The sequence below is a fragment of the Gracilibacillus pellucidus genome, from assembly GCF_033949965.1.
In the GTDB taxonomy this organism is placed as follows: Bacteria; Bacillota; Bacilli; order Bacillales; family Amphibacillaceae; genus Gracilibacillus; species Gracilibacillus pellucidus.
In genome coordinates, this window is the sequence record NZ_JAWZSR010000015.1 from 1 (window position 1) to 20,677 (window position 20,677).

A 20,677-nucleotide genomic window follows, 5' to 3' on the forward strand; every position below is an offset into this window, starting at 1 on the left:
CTTGCAACTTCCGCTCTTCTTCTTGCAACTTCCGCTCTTCTTCTTGCAACTTCCGCTCTTCTTCTTGCAACTTCCGCTCTTCTTCTTGCAACTTCCGCTCTTCTTCTTGCAACTTCCGCTCTTCTTCTTGCAACTTCCGCTCCTCTTCTCGCAACTTCCTCTCTTCTTCTTGCAATTTCCGCTCCTCTTCTTGCAATTTCCGCTCTTCTTCTTGCAACTTCCGCTCCTCTTTCTTGCAACTTTCCTCTCTCGATGTTTCTACATAATTCCCTTAATTTATTCATACAATATAACAAGAAGGAGGTTGAACAAATGACTGATGAGCGTAAAGATAATAAAACGAAAAAAGATCGCCAGCTGGATCATTTTCGTGTAGATGATAAAGGGAAAAAGCTGACTACTAATCAAGGATTAAAAATATCGAATGATCAATTCTCCCTAAAGGCTGGTGAGCGTGGCCCTACGTTAATGGAGGATTTTCATTTTCGCGAAAAGATGACGCACTTTGATCATGAAAGAATCCCTGAGCGGGTGGTGCATGCACGTGGATTTGCTGCACATGGTGAGTTTGAGCTATACGAAAGCATGCAACCATTTACAAGAGCGAAATTTTTGCAGGATGTTTCCTTAAAAACACCTGTTTTTGTGCGTTTTTCCACTGTAGTGGGTTCACGCGGTTCTGCTGATACTGTACGGGATGTCCGTGGATTTGCTACTAAGTTTTATACAGATGAAGGGAATTTTGATTTAGTCGGAAATAATATTCCTGTCTTCTTTATTCAAGATGGTATCAAATTTCCAGACATGGTACATGCCATCAAGCCAGAACCACATAATGAGATTCCTCAAGCATCCTCGGCACATGATACATTTTGGGATTTTGTTGCGAACAACCAAGAGACCGCACATATGGTTATGTGGCTCATGTCAGACCGAGCAATCCCCAGAAGCTTCCGTATGATGGAAGGATTTGGTGTGCACACATTCCGCTTTGTTAATGAACAAGGAAAAGCCTTTTTTGTGAAATTCCACTGGAAACCGACACTCGGTAACCACTCCCTTATTTGGGACGAGGCACATGAGCTTGCCGGTAGAGATCCTGATTTCCACCGTCGTGATCTGTGGGAAGCAATCGAAAATGGCTACTATCCTGAATTTGAATTAGGGGTACAAATTATTAATGAGGACGATGAATTTGCCTTCGATTTTGATATTTTAGATGCAACAAAAATTTGGCCTGAAGAAGACGTCCCTGTAAAAATTATTGGAAAAATGACATTAAATCGCAATGTGGATAATGTGTTTGCCGAAACCGAACAAGTTGCCTTCCATCCTGGTCATGTCGTTCCAGGTATTGATTTTACCAATGATCCATTATTACAAGCACGTCTATTCTCATATACAGATACACAACTTATTCGGCTTGGTGGACCTAACTTCCACGAAATTCCGATTAATAAACCAGTCTGTCCTTTTCACAATAATCAACGTGATGGATTCCATAGACAAACGATTAACGTTGGAAAAGTCAGCTATCATAAGAACTCTTTAGCAGGTAATACGCCATCCGAAGCTAGTGTAGCAGAAGGTGGATACCAGCATTATCAGGAAAAAGTAGAAGGACGTAAAGTGCAAGCAAGAAGTGAAAGCTTCACTGATCATTTCTCACAAGCAACATTATTTTGGAATAGTATGAGCGATACAGAAAAAAAGCATATCCTTGATGCTTTTCTATTCGAACTAGGAAAAGTGAAAAGCAAATCAATCAGACAGCAGGTGGTTGATATGTTTGCTCATGTCGATTTAGATTTAGCTGTTGCTATTGCAGAAGGAATCGGTGTAAAGCCACCTCAAACTGGGGGCTCTAACATAACAAAGGCTTCTCCAGCCTTAAGCCAAATTAATACAACATACAGTAGTCTCTCTCGAACTGTCGCAGTGATTGTAACAGAGGGATTTAATGATACGGAACTAGAATATGTACTGTCCTCCCTTAAAGCATCTGGTATGCAACCGGAGATTATTAGTGAAAACCTGGGCACAATCACTGGTCAAAGAGGTACACAATTAGAAGTAGACCACACTCATTTAACAGCTGATTCTGTCTCCTTTGATGCTGTTTATATGGTTAGAGGTAGTGATAAGAATAAAAAGTTCAATAAAGATATTGCTTATTTTATTGATGAAGCATTTTCGCATTATAAACCAATTGGAGCTACTAATGAAGGAATACCTTGGATAGAAATTAACAAGTTTGATGGTAAACCAGGTGTTGTAACAGCACAGGATATGAATACGTTCGTACAAAAATTTAATGAGGCGATCACAAAACACCGACATTGGGACCGTGAAATTGTGTGATATATCCTTATCCAACACCCAAAAAGACTCGACGCAAAGTCCGAGTCTTTTTTCATTATCCTTAAATGGTTCCTTCCATTTTTTTCGGATGCGCTAACACTGTTTTTTCATCACGTACAAACCTACCAGAACCAATCCATGCAGCAAATGCAAATATTAAATAGATTGCCTGTGTTGCATGAATCCCCTGGAGAATGACTTGCAAGCCCATTCCGAATCCAAAGGACGGTATGACAATTAGAAATGTACGGAAAATACGCTCGAACCCTTTTTCAAGTGGCAATGGCCAAATTCGAGAAAAGATTACACCTAAAGCAACACCTAAACCTGATACAACGAAAAGTTGAAGAAAAACAAGTGGTGTAGGAAACGGCCAGTCGAGTAAATAATGACCTATCAAATAAAATATTTCAAGAAATAGCGTAATGCCTATTACCTTTTGCAATGTCTTTCTATTCATCCATGGATGGAAAAGAAAGAGAATGATTAACAAACTAGCTAAAATGAGCGTCCAGTTCATCTTTTTCCTCCTTTACACTTTTACTCATCAATCTCTGGAGCACGAACATGCTCAATCAATTCCTGAATCTCTTTAGGTGGCTCTGGCGTCATTCGTGATACGATGAAGCTGACAATAAAGTTCAGTACCATCCCTACTACCCCAACACCTTGAGCATTAATACCAAAGAAACTTTCTAAAATCGGTTCATCTGTTCCTAAAATAGTTGGAGACAATATCGCACCGATCATCAGTAGTGTGAAGCCTAACCCAGCCAAAATCCCAGCAATAGCACCTTCCTTATTCATCCGTTTGTCAAAAATCCCTAAGAGGATAACAGGAAATAGACTTGCTGCACCTAAACCAAAGGCAAGTGCTACAACTTCTCCCGCAAACCCAGGGGGATTAATTCCGACATATGCCGCAATAGCGAGTGCAACCAATAAAGTAATTCGTCCGACTCGCATTCTTTGTGATTCCGACGCTTCTTTATTAAAGATCCGGTAATAGATATCATGTGATACAGCACTTGTCATTGTAATTAACAGCCCTGATGCGGTCGACAAAGCTGCAGCAAGCCCACCAGCTGCAACTAACGCAATGATAAATGGAGCAAGATTAGCAACTTCCGGCGTCGACAATACAATGATATCTCCATCAATAACCACTTCATTGTCATCACCACCTGTAAAATTCACTATTCCATCACCATTTTTATCCTCCAATTGCAATAATCCTGTTGTTTCCCACTTGTTTACCCAATCAATATTTCTCACTTCGTCTAATGGCTGATCTGCAATCGTATCAATTAAATTATATTTAGCGAACGCACCGACTGCAGGAGCAGTTAAATAAAGCAACCCGATAAAGATGATTGCCCAAACTGCTGACCAACGCGCTGCACGTACACTTTTCACTGTATAAAAACGGACAATAACATGTGGAAGTCCAGCAGTACCCGCCATTAAAGCCAATGAAACCATAAAAACATTGATCATCGATAAATTAGTAAAAGGAGCCATATATTCCGTCATACCAAGATCAATTTGAAGCTGACCTAGACGATCAACCATATCACTAGTAGTTAAAGCAAGTTGTGGAATAGGATTACCTGTTAATTGAAAGGAAATAGCAAAGGCTGGAATGAGAAATGCAATAATAATAACAAAAAATTGGATAGCTTGAGTCCACGTGACACCTTTCATTCCACCTAATAAAGCAAAAAATCCAACAATCGCCATCCCGATCAGAACACCGACAATAATATCCACCTGAAGGTAACGACTAAAAACAATTCCTACCCCTCGCATTTGTCCGGAAATATACGTAAGAGAAATAAAAATCGTAGCGATCGCTGCAACTGCACGCGCACTACTTGAATAAAAACGGTCCCCAATAAAGTCTGGAACAGTGAATTTCCCGAATTTACGTAAATATGGAGCAAGTAATAATGCTAATAGAACATAGCCACCAGTCCAACCCATTAAATAAATGGTTCCATCATATCCCAAAAACGCTACTAATCCTGCCATTGAAATAAAGGACGCAGCAGACATCCAATCAGCAGCAATTGCTGCACCATTAGCTACAGTTGGAATCCCCTGTCCGGCAACATAGAAATTGGATGTATCACGAACCCTTGACCACCAACCAATTCCTGTATAAATCGCAAACGTAATAAGAACAAGAATAATCGTAATAACTTCAACACTCATGGGAATACCCCTCCTTATCCTACTTAGCTCTCTTACTCCTCGTTCTTTAACATCTTTTTATATTGCTTATCAAGTTTATCCATCCGAAGCGCGTAAATAAGTATCAGGATGATAAATACTAAAATCGAACCTTGGTGTGCAAACCAAAACGATAAGGAAACGTTTAGAAACTGTATATTAGAAAGAGGTTCTGCAAATAAAACTCCTGCACCAAGTCCAACTAGAAACCAAACGATCAATAGTCCCATAATTAATCGGATGTTTTTCTTCCAATACCACTTTTGTTTTTCATTGAGTATTTGACTCATGATTCCTACCACCCTTTCCTTCTTTTATTAATGAAGAGTATTGACTCATGGTAAACGCTTACATTTCCTTGTGAAAATACATACGAATTGATGGTCTCATTAGTATAAAAACGAATAATAGCTTCTACCTTTTCATATTATCCTAGTTCTGCTTTTGCTCATATACACATCAAACTAATTTTTTCACAAAAAAATACTAAATACTCTAGCACTTGTATTTAGTATATAAAATATAATAGATGCTATTTCGGGATTATCATAAAATGTAGAACTACATGTTTAAAATGTTCATTTCAGTGTCTAAATAGTTAATTGAACCCTTGTAATACATCGAAAAAATGCTTAGCAACCGTCCTACTGATCGGTACTTGGGATTTATATTTGTCATTTATTATAATGTTATAAGCACCATTAAACCACGGAGTAATTTCTTCAATTACATTAAGATTTACGAGATAACTCCTATGTGAGCGATAAAATGGGTAAGCAGTGAGTTTTTCCTCCAATTCCTTCAAGTTCATTTTTGTTTCAATCACTTCATTTGTTAATGTGTGCAAGAGCAACTGCCTTCCTTCACGAACAGCATAGCCAATCTGAGATGGATCAATTACTACCATTTTATTATCAGTCGAAATAATCAACTTATCAATCTTAGGTTTTGGGTGCTGTTTTTTCATCAGTACCTCCCGCACCCGGTTCATCGCCTGATCAAAGCGTGCTTTTTCAAAAGGCTTTAGTAAGTAATCTGTAGCTTGGAGCTCAAAGGCTTGAACTGCATATGTATCATAGGCAGTTGTAAATACAATCACCGGCCTGTTCATTTCTGTATTACGCAATGTCTCCGCTGCTTCTAGTCCCGATAGTCCAGGCATATGGATATCTAAAAATAATACATCTGGTTTATATTGATGATAAAGCTCAACTAATTGCTTTCCATTCTCTGCACTCGGACATAAGATGACGTCTTCTTCCTGTGTGAGTAAATATGTCAGTTCTTCACGACCTAAACGCTCATCCTCTGCAATCATCACCTGCATCTTCATTCCGCTCCTTTGTACTGACTAGAATTTTAAACGAAACCGAACTTCCATTTACAGGAAGATTACTAAAGTGTAATTGACTTGCCACTCCACAAACCCCTTTTAGCCGTTCATTAATATTATATAAAGCTGTACCATTACCATTCGAAGGTTCTACTGGCTCTGCTCCAAGTAAGGTGAGGAGATCGTCAGAAAACCCTTTACCATTGTCCCTGACCTCCAAAAATACCCACTCCCCCTCTCTTGAGATAATTAAGTCAATTCTTCCTTTGCGTTGTTGGTCCTTTACTCCATGCTGAACACAATTTTCAATTAATGGCTGTAATGTTGCTGGAGGTATTAGTACATCCTCCACTCCCAGATCAATCTCTTTATGAATGACTAATTGGTCCATAAAACGTGCTGTAACAATTTCTACATAAGCATTAACGTGGAGCAGTTCATCCTTCAGGGGAATTAATGATTTACTAGCAATCGTGAGATTTGCTCTCATATAATGACTAAGTTGTATTAAAATATGACGCGCCTTCTCTTGATTAACCCGTAGCAAGGAATGAAGCAGATTAAAGGTATTGAATAGAAAATGGGGATTTATTTGTGCCTGAAGATTTCTTATTTCTGCTTCCTTTAAAAGCTCTTTCATTCTTTCTGCTTCAAATCCACTAATTTGATTAGAAATAATCGTACCTAGTCCTTTAGCAAGCTCAACTTCAACAGCACGAATTTGTTGAGAATGTCGGAAATATAAATTAATAAGGCCAATTATTTCACCAGATCGATAAATTGGTATCATGATCGCTGTTTTCAAAGGACAGGTATGAACACGACATCGGATCTCCTCTCGATCATATGCTAGCTGAATATCTCCTGTAGCAAGCGCCTTATGTGAAAGCTTCATTTTAAGCGGTTCTCCTAAGCGGTGATGGTCATCTCCTAGACCAACATGAGTTAGCACCTTCTGTTTATCAGTAATCGCAATCGCTGCAACATCGAGCTCCTCATACAAAAGCTTTGCCAATTTATCTGCATTTGAAATTAACGAGGCATCTTGGAGAATCGGCAATGCTTTTTCAGCAATTGACAAAGCTCTGTTTGTTTCAATTGCCGCTTCTCTTTCCGTTTCGTTAAGCGCTGCACGTATTACCATCGTAAATATTGCTAGAGCAACAGCATTAGTAATGACAAGAGGTATCCCAATTGTATTAACAAGCTCGATGCCCTTTTCCTGATCAGGGATAAACATTAACAATAGTCCCATATGGAGAATAGGTGGGAACATCCCAATAAATAATGCTTTTCCTGGTGCTATGACACGTTCATCCGAAAAAAAACGACCTGTCCAGCCTGTCATTAGCCCAGCCAATGGATGAATAAAACTATTCGCAATCCATGCATCACCACCAATAAAAGCAAGATAAATACCAGTAATAATCCCTGTCCCAAACCCAACATATGGTCCACCTAATAGTCCAGCAATCATAACCACTACCATACTGAAACCAATCAGCACCTCATTAGATGACACTTCGGTAAATCTCGACTCAAGCTCGATTGTATCTATGTGGATCAACACACCAATATGTATACCTAATATACCAATGGAACCAAATACGAGTGCAAGATAAATCACCGTATCAAGCGTTATATCCCTATCTAACAATGAACGAAAACCGGGAATTTGTGCTAACATGAAGGCTGCCAAGAGTAATAAGCTTATTCGTTCAAACAAAACAATCGTAAGGTCAATCATACGGAGCTGCCTCCTGTTTTTCGCTATACATTTTCCGTAACAAATGCTGATAGCTATGTTCATCCTTTTTCCCTGTGATGGTTCCAATCACTCCACCAGCAAAACTAGCAGGAATTGATAAGATTCCAGGATTAGCAAGTTGGACAAGTCCGTATCCCTCCGAGCCTATGACGACAAGTGTAAGTGACACTATAAAGCCCGTTATTATTGTTGTATAGGCCCCTACTGCATTATATCGTTCCCAATAAAAGGTAAGAACAAGCAAAGGGAACAAGGTTGAAGCAGCTATCGCAAATGTAAGAGATACGAGAAAAGCAACATTACTTGTTTCCATTTTCATCGATATAAGTATCGATAATATACCAATCATCCCGGCTACCATTCTAGCTATCTGAAGTTGTTTTTTCTCATCGACCCTTTTTTGCTTCCAAAGGTAAAAATAGATATCATGCGCAAAAGAAGATGTTGCTGCAAATACTAGTCCTGTAACGACAGCAATAATCGTTGCAAAGGCCACTGCCATTACAAAAGCAATAAGAAAGTCACCACCAACAACTTCCGCTAGCAATAAAGCTGCCAAATTTCCACTCGCATCTGCCTGTAACAATACCTCACTTTCAACAAGCGCGATAGTCCCTATTCCTAATATAAGTGTCATTAAATAAAATAATCCAATAATCCAGGAAGCAGACATAGCGGACAATCGTGCTTGTTTCGTATTTTTAACTGTCAAAAAGCGAAGAAGTATATGAGGAAGCCCAGATGTTCCTAATATTAAAGTTAAGATAAGTGAGACCTTCTCGATAGGATGTTTGAATAGATTACCCGGTTGAAAATATGATGTTCCATAAGGACTTTGCTGTATTGCTTCATTCATTAAGCCAACGAAATCCCATTCTACCCATGACAACACAATAAATACAACGAGTAGCGTGCCACCCATAAGTAGTACGGTTTTTATAATCTGTACCCATGATGTCGCAAGCATTCCGCCGAATACTACATAAACAGTCATTAAAATACCAATAACACAAACAGCTATCTTAAAATCAACACCAAGTAATAGACGAATTAATAAACCAGAGGCAACCAGTTGTGGAATCATATACAAAACAGAAATACAAATACCACTAATAGCTACTACAGCCCGCATCTTATTGCTAGGAAAGCGTGCTGCAATTACATCCGCTACTGAATATGTACCGAGACGGTGAATTGGTTCCACAATGAGTAATGATAAAATCACATATGACATAAGAAATCCCGTCGCATACAAAAAACCATCATATCCATAGAATGCTACCAGTCCAGTAATACCAAGAAATGAAGCAGCACTAATAAAATCACCGGCAATCGCCATCCCATTTTGCATACCAGACAAACTACCTGCTGCCACATAAAATTGATGAGCCGTTTTGCTCCGCTCTGCTGCCCAATGTGTGATAACAAGCGTCCCAATTACAATAACGATAAAAAAGATGAAATAGGTGACATTCATGGTCTCTCTCCCCTATTGTCTCGCGATTGCTCCAAGCTTCTAATAAAAAAATAATGCCAGATACCTACTCCCCATGCGAGGATAAATAATAAAAAAATATGTCCCCATGCTAAAAAGAAAAAAAATCTATTTACCTCGGTAATAAAAGCGACTAACAATAAAGGAATTATTACAAGAAAAAGAATGGTAATAACAGCGGTAGAAACAAGCTTACGATGTTTTTTCTTTATTTCGGCAACCTTCGAGGAAGCGGTTTCATTTTTGTTGTTTTTTAACACATTAACCCTCCCTTTATGAAGGAATTAAGCTACATTACCCACTATCTTTATGATATGTAATTATAATCTAGCACAGATAGTTGTGTCAATTTTGTGAACAAACAAGAAAGTAATGAAAAATACGAAAACTTTCTTACGGAATTATACCGAACCAAATGTAAACCTTTCCGTATAACAAGTTGACAATTCATCTATTTTACTTTACTATTTTTTCAGAGAGGAGTAATTCATATGCAAAAAAGCAAACACTTCACAGCACTCGATTTAACAATTGGCAGTATATTTATTGCATTAATGGCGGTTGGTGCTAACATTACATCGATTGCCCCATTCATGGTTGTTGGCGGTGTACCGATTACATTACAAACATTTTTTGCTATTTTAGCTGGACTCATCCTCGGTAGTAGAATGGGTACTATCGCCATGATTGCCTATACTTTATTAGGACTAGCTGGAGCTCCTATTTTTTCACAGTTTTCTGGTGGCATCTCAACCATTCTTTCGCCAACTTTCGGTTTTATCCTTTCCTATATTATTATGGCATATGTAACTGGTAAAATAGTCGAAAAAAAACGGAGCCTTCCATTGTATCTTATCGCTTCATTTGTTGCCCTCATCATCAATTATTTAATAGGGACAAACTGGATGTATGGAGCTTATCTTTTCTGGTTTGATGCGCCAAGCTCCTTTTCCTACAAGCTTGTATGGTATTGGATGGCAGTACCATTGCCAAAAGATGTTATTCTCACTATTTGCGCAGGAGTATTTGCCTACCGAATGGAAAACAGAATTCTATCCAAAAGTAGATACAGACAACAACACTATTGAGAGTCATCTATCTAGATGACTCCACCACGCCATAAGACCCACCTTCTTATTAGAATACTAGCAAAAAATAATACTTTTATCCCAAAATTTACAGTAGCTTAATATTACTTTGTTATACTTTGTCATTGTATGAAGCATTTTACGAAGTAGGGGTGAAAAAGTTGAAAAGAATGGCTGAATCACTGAAATTATTCTTATCCAAAATAAACTTACAAACAAGACTACTATTTATTTTTCTTATGTTACTGATTGCATCGATTGCGACGGTGGGCTTGAATACCTATCTTCAAGCAAAACAGACAACATTGGAAACAAATGAAAACCGTCTTGCACGAGAAGGAGAATTAATCGACTACGTATCTAGTAACTTGAAATTTTTATATGTGAGTGATGAGGAATACTTTATGCAGCAATTAGAAGCGGAAGTGCGCTCACAAACTGAACGCCTTGCAGAAGAAGGAATGACGTCAGCTACTTTTATGATTAAAGACGAGCAGTTAACCCCTTTTCAAGTGAGTAGCGAAAATAACCTATCTTTCTCAGATAGTTTACTAAATGAACTAGTCAAACTCGATAGTGGCATCACCCATAAAAAAATACAAGGAACAGATTATACACTTGTTGTAGAGAATTTAGCGGATCAAATTGGCGGCCATTATGTATTAGCTGTTTCGACAGATTCCTATATGGGAGCAGTCAATAGTATGGCACAAACGGTGTTAACTGTTACTATCGCGACGCTTGCACTCTCAATTTTGATTATTTTCTTATTCGTTAGAAGCCTGACCAAACCTCTCAACAAATTAAGAAATACGATGAGAGAAGCACGTAATGGCAGTTTAAGTGTTGCAGAAATACATACCTCTATCCCTGAGATTACGTCACTACATAAAAGTTATGATGCTATGATCCAACAAATGCAATTAATGTTGAAAGAATTGAATAGCACTACGACAGAACTAGAAATGACAGGAGATCGTCTGAAGGATTCCTCTAGTAGTACGCTAGCAGCAAGCGAACAATTAATTGGATCTATTAACATTGTAAAAGAAGGAGCAGAACAAACTGCAAATAGTTCAGAAACTAGTACAAATAGTTTCCATGAGATGAAAGGAAAAATTGATTCTTTATTAGAAAATATGGATATGGTGGATCAAAGCTCACAACTGATGAATCAATCTGCTATTTCAGGTGAACAAAATACGACACAGTTAATCGATCAAATTACTGCATTTGGTGAAGGGTTTAAGCAATTAAATAAGACCATTCAAACGGTTAATGCACACTCATCTTCCATCACAAAGCTCGTCGATTTAATTAAAGGAATCGCAGAGCAAACCAAGCTTTTAGCGTTAAATGCTGCGATTGAAGCCGCTAGAGCTGGTGAGTCTGGTCAAGGATTTGCGGTTGTAGCAAACGAAGTAAGAAAACTAGCAGAACAAGCTGCAGGTGCAACAGAAGATATTACACATTCGATAAAGGAAATGAATAGTATTACGACACAAGCATCTAGTGAATTTGAAGAAATGCACACTAATATTACCACTAATTTAACGATGGCAACTGATACAAAGTTATCTATTGACGGATTAATGACGCAAATTGATACGGTAAATCAGCAAATCAACACAATGGAAGCAGAATTACAAAATGTCCACAACACTCTACCTGAATTAGAACAAAGCTCTGTTAGTCTCGCCTCTGTCTCACAAGAAACATTAGCTAGTGCAGAGGAAATGTATGCAACAAGTGATGAACAAGTCCGACAAATGAAACGAACACATGAAATAGGTTTACAGCTTACCGACTTATCACAGTCACTAACACGATTAACGGAACGATTTAAAGAAAAGAATGCTTAGAGATGTTTATCTCTAAGCATTCTTTTCTTTATCAGCACCACTACTTTTTTCACCCATTTTCCAAGTGAAATTAAGACTTCTAGCATATTGCTGACAAGTTTTAGAGGATTTATAATGTAAAGACCATTTTGGTGCTCTTTTGCCCCTTCATGGGAACGATACCACATTGTGAAATTCATCACTAAAAAGGGGAAGTCCAACATGAAAAGCATTCAAAGTCGTTTATTATGTATGTTAATTATTTTTATCCTTCTTCCTTATTTTTTGTCTGTATTAATCATTTATCATTATACAAAAGAAAATGTAGAAAAGCATGAACTGGCCAAAAACAAAGAACAGCTAAAGGAAAGTTCTGCCGAATTACAACAATATTTTAACGAACTTATTCACCTACCATATATTTTATACCGTGATGCGGAATTGTTCCAAATTTTCAACAATGAGCGGAAAAACATTACCTATTTGGAAAAAAGCATTCAACATTTTTATTTAATGCGTGAGGAGATGAAGCAAGTTCGTTTTTATTTAGATAAAGGAAAAGAATCCATTACGGTTTATAATGCGTTCGTTAGTTCAAGTAAATCACAACCAAATCTTTTGCAACAGCCATATATAAACAAACTCTACTCATCCAATCAAAAAGAGATAATCGAAGCTCCTCATCCATTAGAAAATTATAATAACACTGCAATCGTCCCTCAATCAGACCATACAGAAGTCATCACTATTCATCACAAAATTACCGATGTTTTTTCAGGTGATTTTCTAGGTGTAATTTCAATGGATATACAGTTGGATGAAGTAAGTCGAATTGCTGGGGATTTAATTAAACATAAGCAAGAAAAAATGTACATACTCAATGAAAACAATCAAATCATTTTCAGTAATGATAGCCAAACAATCGGGCAACCAGTCAGCAAACAAGTGTTGAAAGTCATAAACAGACAAGTTGAAAGCGAAGATATAGTATTGTCCAAAACATTGACAGAACCACTCGATGATTGGCAATTAGTGAAAATAACACCGAAAGAAGTTTTATTTCAAGAAGTGCGTCAAACAACTTATCCAAGTATTATTGCTGGAATTATCGTCGGAATATTAGGATTTATTATGGTTAGTTTTATTACATATAAAATTACTAATCCTATTAAACAACTAACTACTAAAATAAGCGCGATTACTGATAGTTATACTACTATTCCTTTCAATGACCAACGGCATGATGAGATCGGCTATTTAGAAAAACAGATGAAAGAGATGATGAACCGCATTAACGACCATATTGACCGAGAATATAAACTAGAACTTGAAAATAAAGAGAATCAATTTCAAGCGTTAAAATCACAAGTAAATCCACACTTCTTATTCAATGCTCTACAATCAATCGGTACAGTAGCATTAAAATCGGATGCACCGAATGTGTATAAGCTCATAACCGCTTTATCTAATATGATGCGTTATTCTATGCAAGCAAATAATTGGGTCAAAGTGCGAGATGAAATACATTATATTGAAAGCTATCTTTCCTTACAGAAAGAAAGATTTCAGCATCCAATTAATTATCAAATAGACATAAGCAGTAAGCTATTAGATATGCTTATACCTAGTATGATTTTACAGCCGCTTGTAGAAAATTATTTCAAGCATTGCTATGAAAAAGGATTTACTACTGCACAGTTACATCTGTTCGGTGAACGGTGGGAGTCTTATCTTTACTTTACAGTAAAAAATACAGAAGCAACGATGAAGAAAGAAGCAATAGATCAGCTTAGAAAATCTATCTATTCTTCCATACCGCCTACTCAAATGGCAACAGAACATATTGGTTTAAAAAATATTCATGAGAGACTTGTATTGAATTACGGAGAAAAAGCAGGTATAGAGATTGATAATTGGGACGAGCAAGGCTTTATTGTAGAGATTTTTATCCCACTAGATGAACAACATATCCGAAAGGGTGAATAAACGATGAAAGTATTGCTCGTAGATGATGAAAAAAATGTAATTGATGTAATGAAAATATTAGGAAAGTGGAAAACATATGGAATAACCACCATATTAGAAGCTAACTGTGGTAAAGAAGCAAAAAACATAATAGAGAAAGAAAGACCTGAAATTATTTTTACTGATATAAAAATGCCGGGAATAAATGGACTCGAATTAATGACATGGTTGGATACAATCTCCTATCACGGAAAAGTGATATTTGTCACTGGCTATCATGATTATTCGTATATGAGGCAAGCAATCAAACATAATAGTTTTGACTATTTACTTAAACCAATTGAAGCAGATCTATTCAATCAAATCTTACAAGAAGCCGTCGAAGCTTGGAAACAAGATTATTTGAACAGTAATATCACGGAAGATAAATATGCCTACAACAAAGTAGTGACAGATGCATGTCTTGGCGAAACATTTGATATCCATGCTCTGTCTTCTTCTCTTCCAGAAGCTGAACAATATGAGGTAACACTACTCTCTTTTTATCACACTCATTATGCCGATCCGGTGATAGATACATTAGCTAACAAACTCTATACACAACGACTAGGCAATGCTTATTCATTATTAATAGATTATAATATTTGCCTAGTACTTACATTAGAAAATGAATGGTTTACAGTGGAGAAATGGCTTAGTGAACAGATTGAATGCTCAATCCGAATCGTTACTAGCAAAAAGCCTCAACCATTAACAAGATTGCCTGAAACATTTAGCATATTGCAAAGAAAAATGCATGACAATCAGTATAGACATATACAACAAGCAGCACAATTAGAACAATTGAATAGAATGCAAGATATTATTTCCTATGTAAATGATTACTATATGGAAGATATTAGTCTTGAAACATTATCAAACTTATTCTTTTTAAGCCGAGAACATATCTCGCGTAAATTCAAACAAGAAACAGGATTACCATTATCCAAATACGTGACAAAATTACGAATAGACCAAGCAAAATATTGGCTCGTAGAAACAGAGGAAACCATTTATTCAATAGCTTTGATGCTTGGTTATCAAGATGAGAATTTCTTTTCAAAATTATTCAAAAAAATGACAGGTTCCACCCCTTCAGAATATAGAAAAGCAACGGAGAGATGAGCAAATGAAAAAAATAGTAGTTATCATCCTTTTGCTATTATCTGTTACAGCCTGCCAATCAGAACCAAGTAAAGATGATACAAAAGAAACAGAACAAACGATTACCCTTACAATCAGAAATCCAAAAGTAGAGATCGCTCCTGCTTTTGAAAAAATGATTAAAGCATATGAGAAACAGCATCCACATGTTCAAATAGAAGTATCCACAGTAGGTGGTGCGCTTGACAACTATTCTGACTTGAAAGCACAGCTAGCAGCAAATGAAGGTCCTGATATTTTCACTAATCCAGGTTATGAAGCTACTGATTTATGGGAGCCATATTTAGAAGACCTTTCTGATCAAACATGGGTACAACATGCATACCCTGAGACATTAGAACCTATTACACGTGATAATCACATCTATGGGATGCCAATGAATTTAGAAGGCTATGGTATTATTTATAATAAAAATCTTTTTCATCAAGCAGGCATTAAAGCTCCCCCTACTACCTTTTCTGCATTACAGACAGTAGTAGAGAAATTAGAAAAAAAAGAAATTACACCCTTTGCAACAGGTTATTATGAAAAATGGAAACTTGGTGACCATTTAATGAACATAGCTATTGCCCAACAGGAAAAGCCAGATCAATTCATTCAGCAATTAAAAGACGGAACAATCTCCATCGAAAAGAACGAGCAAATGGATCAACTAATAGACTTATTAGACTTAACGATTGAACATAATGGAGCGGATCCTCTTTCCACAGATTATATGACAGAATTGCAGCAATTCACATCTGGTGAAGCTGCAATGATTTTACAAGGAAATTGGGTTCAGCCGATGATCGATAAACTACATCCACAGATGGAAATCGGGATATTCCCAATCGTCATTAACGAGAAGGCAACAAATAACGCATTACATATACATGTACCAAGCTATTGGGTAGTAAATAAACAAATTCCTTCTAAAAAGAAAAAGGAAGCAAAACGACTATTAAATTGGATGGTCCACTCAGAACAAGGACAATATTTTATGACAAAAGCCTTTCACTTTATTCCTGCTTTTGATCATATCGATGTTTCTGAATCCAATCCAATGGCACAAACAATTACACAAGTTTATCAAGAGAACCCGATGATAGCACCTAATTGGTCCAATCTACCTGCTGGATTGAGGGAATCTTTTGGCACAGATACGCAACAATACATTAAACATAATTGGAGTCATCATCAATTACTAAAGGCTTATCAACAATCATGGGAGCAAGCCTATTAAGTTGCCCAATCTTAGACAAATAAGCATACTCCCATTGACCTAATCAATATACAACGAAATTTGTATCAATATCCAACATTTCTATCTTGTCATTCCTCTCTTATACTATTATTTGTAACAAAGCCCGGGCGAACCAAAGGCATCTTAGAGGAGGAATACGATGAAGTGGGAAAGTCTTATAAAGAAGGCATCAGTATTAACACTTAGTACAGCCATTTTAGTTGGAGGTAGTGGTCTTGTTCACGCAGAAACAAAAGCACCACAAGACTACAAAGAAGATTACGGTATCTCTACTATTACACGTTCAGATATGAAAGATATGATTCAACAACAAGGTGACGAGCGATTCACCGTACCAACATTTGATCCAGCTACTATCCGTAATATCCCTGCTGCTACAAAAGTGACAGAAGATGGGACAGAAATGAAATTAGATGTATGGGATACATGGCCATTACAAAATGCAGATGGTACCGTTGCAGAATATAACGGATATCATATTCTATTCGGTTTAGCAGGTGATCCTAATCATGCAGAAGATACGTTCATCTACTTATTCTATAAAAAAGCGGATGATCAATCTTTAGATGCATGGAAAAACGCTGGACGAGTATTCGATGATAATGATAAGTATGAAGCGAATGATGAATACTTAAAAGATTTATCCGAAGAATGGTCTGGTTCTGCCACATTTACATCTGACGGAGAAATTCGTTTATTCTATACAAACCGTACAGGTTTCGATGAAGCAAAAGGTCTTTACGGAAAACAAACATTAACAACTGCACAAGTTAATGTTTCAGAAGTAGCAGATGGCACGCTACAAATTGATGGTGTAGAAGATAACAAATCCATTTTTGAAGGTGGAGACGGTTCTGTTTATCAAAATGTTACACAAGCTTTCGGTGGAGATAACATCAACTGGGATGATAATCATACATTAAGAGATCCACACTATATCGAAGATAACGGCCACAAATATCTTGTATTTGAAGCTAATACAGGAACAGATTACGGATATTCTGGTGAAGAGTCTCTTTATAACCAAGCTTACTACGGAAAAAGTAATCATTTCTTCCAAAATGAAAAGAACTTGTTATTAGATAGCCCTCAAAGAAACTTTGCTGAATTAGCAAATGGCGCTATCGGAATTGTAGAAATCACTGATGACTATGAATTAAAAGATGTCATGAAACCATTATTAGTTTCTAATACGGTTACGGATGAAATCGAACGACCAAACATCTTCAAAAAAGATGGAAAATGGTACTTATTCACAAGTACACGTGGATCTAAAATGACGATTGATGGTATTAATGATGATGATATTTATATGCTAGGATATGTAGCAAATTCCTTAACAGGCAAATTTAAGCCGATGAACAAAACAGGAATCGTTCTTCATCATGACCTTGATCCATATGATATTACTTGGACTTACGCACATTATGTTATTCCTCAAGAAGATACAGATGAAGCGGTAGTTACAAGCTATATGACAAACAGAGGATTCTTTGAGGATCACAAATCTACTTTTGCGCCAAGTTTCACATTGAAGCTAAAAAACAAAAAGTCAACAGTTGTTAAAGATAGTATCCTTGAACAAGGACAAATCACTTTACAAGATTAACGAAAAAGAAAATGTCGATTCACTCGGCATTTTCTTTTTTACTATACACGAAGGAGGGAAAGGTCTTGAAACAACCCATAACAACAGCGAATAAACGATGGATCATACTTGGTTCTCTGATCATAGTGATCATTATCTTGTTTACTTTATTCCATAATACAGTGCCTTCTTATAACCAACAAAATGAATCCTACTCCTATCGAGCTAATTATCATTTTACCGTGCCACAACACTGGAAAAACGATCCTCAACGCCCTATTTATCTGAATGGCAAGTATTATTACTATTACCTTTATAACGGAGATTATCCTGAAGGCAATGGAACAGAGTGGCGACTTGCCACTTCTAAAGATTTAGTTAATTGGGATGACCAAGGAGTTGCCATTCCAAAATACACCAATGAAAATGGTGATGCCTGGTCAGGATCTGTTGTTATCGATCACAACAATACGGCTGGTCTCGGTGAAAACAGTCTTATCGCACTCGTTACACAACCATCTACCAATGGGATACAAGCACAATATCTCTGGTACAGTACAGATGAAGGGCAAACCTTTCAATCTCTTCAAGATGAGCCAGTTATGGCAAATCCTAATGCAGAGGATTTCAGAGATCCGAAGATCATTTGGGATGAGGTCAATAAACAATGGGTTTTATTAATGGCAGAAGGAGCTAAAGTTGGTTTCTATGTATCAACTAATTTACAAGATTGGCAATATACCGCTGACTTCCAGACAGAAGATATCGGTATCGTAGAATGCCCTGACCTTTTTCAACTACGAGCGGATGATGGCAGTATGAGATGGATCATGGGGGTAAGCGCAAATGGATTAGATCAAGGCAAACCCAATACTTACGCTTATTGGATTGGTGACTTTGATGGGAATCAGTTTATAGCAGATCACAAAGACCCTAAATGGCTTGATTATGGATTTGATTGGTATGGTGGTGTCACCTTTGAAGATGGTGAAAGTGACGATTACTTTAGTCATCGATATGCTCTAGCTTGGATGAATAATTGGGCATATGCAGATCAGACACCTACACAAGAAGAAGGATTTAATGGACTTGATTCCATTGTAAGAAAAATTGAATTAAAAAAGAATCATACAAATGGATACTATCTTGTCTCCCAACCTATTCAGAAGCTCAATCAACTGATTAACGAGACCATTCATTATCCTGAAATGACAGTTGATGGTACTGTTACTCTCGATGATAATGTTGACAGCTATCAATTAAGTGCTGATATAAGTTGGGATGAGGCAAAAAATATCGGTCTAAGACTTAGAGAATCAGCCAATCAAGAGCGTCACATTGATGTCGGCTTTTTCCCTCAAGACGGCTATTCCTATGTCAATCGTACATTTACAAATCAACCAGATGATACACATACTATGACAGAAAGCACAGCGCCAATGGATCCACTGCAAAAAGATGCTCATATCCATATTCTTGTTGATAAGACTAGTATAGAAGTATTTCTAGATGACGGAGAAATAGCATATTCTAATCTAGTTTTTCCACGTCCAGAAGATCAAGGAATTTCTCTATTTTCCGAAGACGGACAAGCTGTTTTTAAAAATGTTGAGATTCACAAAATGGATGCAATCGAGTAAGTGGGTATCTACCCACTTACTCAACTAACCGCTCTTACCACGCTATATTCGCTTAATCGTAATAGCCTCTCTCATTTTATTTAACGCTTCTCTTCCCTCTTCCCCTCTGTTCATCAGAACATTCACATATAATAAATCAAGCAATGTTAACTGAGCTATACGAGATGAAAATGCTTCTGTTCTAAAATCAGTTTCGCCTGAACTTGTATAAAGCGGGATATGCACTGCAGTACTTAACGTTGATTTCGCAAAGTTTGTAATCGCAATCGTTTTCACATTTTGCTTCTTTAAGATATTTAATATATGCAAAATATCTTTCGATGATCCTGAATGTGAAATAAGCACTGCACAATCTTGCTCGTCAAGTTGGGAAGCAGACATTAATTGAAAATGAGTATCTACTGACGCCTGTACAGGTAATCCCGTACGAATAAACTTATGGTAGGCATCCAATGCTACAGTGTTGGATCCTCCACTTCCATAAAAATGAATCTGTCGTGAAGACAACAACATATCTACTGCTTTTTGTAATTGTTCTTCATCGATAAGTTTTAAAGTTTCTTCCAACGCTTTCATATTAGTATGAAAAACCTTTGCGGCAACATTATTCATCTCGTCATCATGGCGGACCTCTTCATGTATATCTTGCATGGAAGATACTACTTCAGAAGCTAACGCAATTTTCATTGCCTGATAACCTTTATAACCTATCCGCTTACAAAATCTGAAAACAGTCGAATCGGCAACATCTAAGTCCTCTGCCAATTGATTAATAGAAGAATGAATAATTTGATTCGGTTTCTTCAAGATATAATCAGCAATTTTCCGTTCTGTAACGCTAAACTTTGGATAATTTCTTCGTACTTTTTCTAAGCATGTTTGCTCTTTTTTTTTCATTAGCATTCTCCTGAAACTATCTT

The 20,677-nt window shown here is 37.0% G+C and carries 17 protein-coding genes; 8 read left to right on the forward strand and 9 right to left on the reverse strand.

The genetic code is table 11. The features are described 5' to 3' along the window. On the reverse strand, positions 1-217 hold a 217-nt coding region (locus tag SH601_RS16405), incomplete at its 3' end, for a hypothetical protein (RefSeq protein ID WP_319959421.1). Between the two features lie 95 nt (positions 218-312). Between SH601_RS16405 and SH601_RS16410 the strand changes: the two genes are divergently transcribed. Continuing rightward, entirely contained in the window at positions 313-2,361 is a 2,049-nt protein-coding gene (locus SH601_RS16410; RefSeq protein ID WP_319959422.1) for a catalase, read from the forward strand. Between the two features lie 61 nt (positions 2,362-2,422). Here SH601_RS16410 and SH601_RS16415 read toward each other — a convergent pair whose 3' ends face one another. The 7 genes from SH601_RS16415 to SH601_RS16445 all read right to left on the reverse strand — a co-directional run bounded on the left by SH601_RS16415 (position 2,423) and on the right by SH601_RS16445 (position 9,449). After that, on the reverse strand, positions 2,423-2,881 hold the full coding sequence (locus SH601_RS16415; RefSeq protein WP_319959423.1) for a hypothetical protein: 459 nt from the start codon (positions 2,879-2,881) through the stop codon (positions 2,423-2,425). 20 nt (positions 2,882-2,901) lie between these two features. Then, positions 2,902-4,575: a sodium:solute symporter family protein gene (locus tag SH601_RS16420; RefSeq protein ID WP_319959424.1), complete on the reverse strand. Its 1,674-nt coding sequence runs from the start codon at positions 4,573-4,575 to the stop codon at positions 2,902-2,904. A 32-nt stretch (positions 4,576-4,607) separates the two neighbouring features. After that, on the reverse strand, positions 4,608-4,883 hold the full coding sequence (locus SH601_RS16425; protein WP_319959425.1) for a DUF4212 domain-containing protein: 276 nt from the start codon (positions 4,881-4,883) through the stop codon (positions 4,608-4,610). Between the two features lie 308 nt (positions 4,884-5,191). Beyond that, positions 5,192-5,926: a LytR/AlgR family response regulator transcription factor gene (locus SH601_RS16430; RefSeq protein ID WP_319959426.1), complete on the reverse strand. Its 735-nt coding sequence runs from the start codon at positions 5,924-5,926 to the stop codon at positions 5,192-5,194. Continuing rightward, on the reverse strand, positions 5,895-7,673 hold the full coding sequence (locus SH601_RS16435; protein WP_319959427.1) for a LytS/YhcK type 5TM receptor domain-containing protein: 1,779 nt from the start codon (positions 7,671-7,673) through the stop codon (positions 5,895-5,897). Before SH601_RS16435 ends, SH601_RS16430 begins: the two co-directional genes overlap by 32 nt. Next, positions 7,666-9,171, reverse strand: a complete 1,506-nt coding sequence (locus tag SH601_RS16440; RefSeq protein ID WP_319959428.1) for a solute symporter family protein — start codon at positions 9,169-9,171, stop codon at positions 7,666-7,668. Before SH601_RS16440 ends, SH601_RS16435 begins: the two co-directional genes overlap by 8 nt. After that, positions 9,168-9,449 (reverse strand): hypothetical protein, encoded by a 282-nt coding sequence (locus tag SH601_RS16445; RefSeq protein ID WP_319959429.1) that lies wholly within the window; start codon positions 9,447-9,449, stop codon positions 9,168-9,170. The genes SH601_RS16440 and SH601_RS16445 overlap by 4 nt, the downstream gene beginning before the upstream one ends. Positions 9,450-9,680: 231 nt before the next feature. On the opposite strand from SH601_RS16445, the gene SH601_RS16450 reads away from it, so the two are divergent. The 7 genes from SH601_RS16450 to SH601_RS16480 all read left to right on the forward strand — a co-directional run bounded on the left by SH601_RS16450 (position 9,681) and on the right by SH601_RS16480 (position 19,757). Then, positions 9,681-10,277 carry a biotin transporter BioY gene (locus tag SH601_RS16450; RefSeq protein ID WP_319959430.1) on the forward strand — a complete coding sequence of 199 codons (597 nt, stop codon included), beginning with the start codon at positions 9,681-9,683 and terminating at the stop codon, positions 10,275-10,277. Positions 10,278-10,447: 170 nt separating this feature from the next. After that, positions 10,448-12,139, forward strand: a complete 1,692-nt coding sequence (locus tag SH601_RS16455; protein WP_319959453.1) for a methyl-accepting chemotaxis protein — start codon at positions 10,448-10,450, stop codon at positions 12,137-12,139. A gap of 201 nt (positions 12,140-12,340) precedes the next feature. Next, on the forward strand, positions 12,341-14,104 hold the full coding sequence (locus tag SH601_RS16460) for a cache domain-containing sensor histidine kinase (RefSeq protein WP_319959431.1): 1,764 nt from the start codon (positions 12,341-12,343) through the stop codon (positions 14,102-14,104). 3 nt (positions 14,105-14,107) lie between these two features. Beyond that, positions 14,108-15,247 carry a response regulator transcription factor gene (locus SH601_RS16465; protein WP_319959432.1) on the forward strand — a complete coding sequence of 380 codons (1,140 nt, stop codon included), beginning with the start codon at positions 14,108-14,110 and terminating at the stop codon, positions 15,245-15,247. Between the two features lie 4 nt (positions 15,248-15,251). Continuing rightward, positions 15,252-16,508, forward strand: a complete 1,257-nt coding sequence (locus SH601_RS16470; protein WP_319959433.1) for an ABC transporter substrate-binding protein — start codon at positions 15,252-15,254, stop codon at positions 16,506-16,508. A 160-nt stretch (positions 16,509-16,668) separates the two neighbouring features. Next, positions 16,669-18,138, forward strand: coding sequence for a glycoside hydrolase family 68 protein (locus SH601_RS16475; protein WP_319959435.1), 1,470 nt, complete (start codon positions 16,669-16,671; stop codon positions 18,136-18,138). Positions 18,139-18,149: 11 nt separating this feature from the next. Then, positions 18,150-19,757: a glycoside hydrolase family 32 protein gene (locus tag SH601_RS16480; RefSeq protein WP_319959436.1), complete on the forward strand. Its 1,608-nt coding sequence runs from the start codon at positions 18,150-18,152 to the stop codon at positions 19,755-19,757. Positions 19,758-19,799: 42 nt separating this feature from the next. On the opposite strand, the gene SH601_RS16485 is transcribed toward SH601_RS16480, so the two are convergent. Continuing rightward, positions 19,800-20,654 (reverse strand): MurR/RpiR family transcriptional regulator, encoded by an 855-nt coding sequence (locus tag SH601_RS16485; protein ID WP_319959437.1) that lies wholly within the window; start codon positions 20,652-20,654, stop codon positions 19,800-19,802. Between the last annotated feature and the right edge of the window lie 23 nt (positions 20,655-20,677).

Coding starts and splice junctions, on each gene's coding strand:
- SH601_RS16410 (WP_319959422.1), top strand. CDS start 313: ATGACTGATGAGCGTAAAGATAATAAAACGAAAAAAGATCGCCAGCTG.
- SH601_RS16415 (WP_319959423.1), bottom strand. CDS start 2,881: ATGAACTGGACGCTCATTTTAGCTAGTTTGTTAATCATTCTCTTTCTT.
- SH601_RS16420 (WP_319959424.1), bottom strand. CDS start 4,575: ATGAGTGTTGAAGTTATTACGATTATTCTTGTTCTTATTACGTTTGCG.
- SH601_RS16425 (WP_319959425.1), bottom strand. CDS start 4,883: ATGAGTCAAATACTCAATGAAAAACAAAAGTGGTATTGGAAGAAAAAC.
- SH601_RS16430 (WP_319959426.1), bottom strand. CDS start 5,926: ATGAAGATGCAGGTGATGATTGCAGAGGATGAGCGTTTAGGTCGTGAA.
- SH601_RS16435 (WP_319959427.1), bottom strand. CDS start 7,673: ATGATTGACCTTACGATTGTTTTGTTTGAACGAATAAGCTTATTACTC.
- SH601_RS16440 (WP_319959428.1), bottom strand. CDS start 9,171: ATGAATGTCACCTATTTCATCTTTTTTATCGTTATTGTAATTGGGACG.
- SH601_RS16450 (WP_319959430.1), top strand. CDS start 9,681: ATGCAAAAAAGCAAACACTTCACAGCACTCGATTTAACAATTGGCAGT.
- SH601_RS16455 (WP_319959453.1), top strand. CDS start 10,448: ATGGCTGAATCACTGAAATTATTCTTATCCAAAATAAACTTACAAACA.
- SH601_RS16460 (WP_319959431.1), top strand. CDS start 12,341: ATGAAAAGCATTCAAAGTCGTTTATTATGTATGTTAATTATTTTTATC.
- SH601_RS16465 (WP_319959432.1), top strand. CDS start 14,108: ATGAAAGTATTGCTCGTAGATGATGAAAAAAATGTAATTGATGTAATG.
- SH601_RS16470 (WP_319959433.1), top strand. CDS start 15,252: ATGAAAAAAATAGTAGTTATCATCCTTTTGCTATTATCTGTTACAGCC.
- SH601_RS16475 (WP_319959435.1), top strand. CDS start 16,669: ATGAAGTGGGAAAGTCTTATAAAGAAGGCATCAGTATTAACACTTAGT.
- SH601_RS16480 (WP_319959436.1), top strand. CDS start 18,150: ATGTCGATTCACTCGGCATTTTCTTTTTTACTATACACGAAGGAGGGA.
- SH601_RS16485 (WP_319959437.1), bottom strand. CDS start 20,654: ATGAAAAAAAAAGAGCAAACATGCTTAGAAAAAGTACGAAGAAATTAT.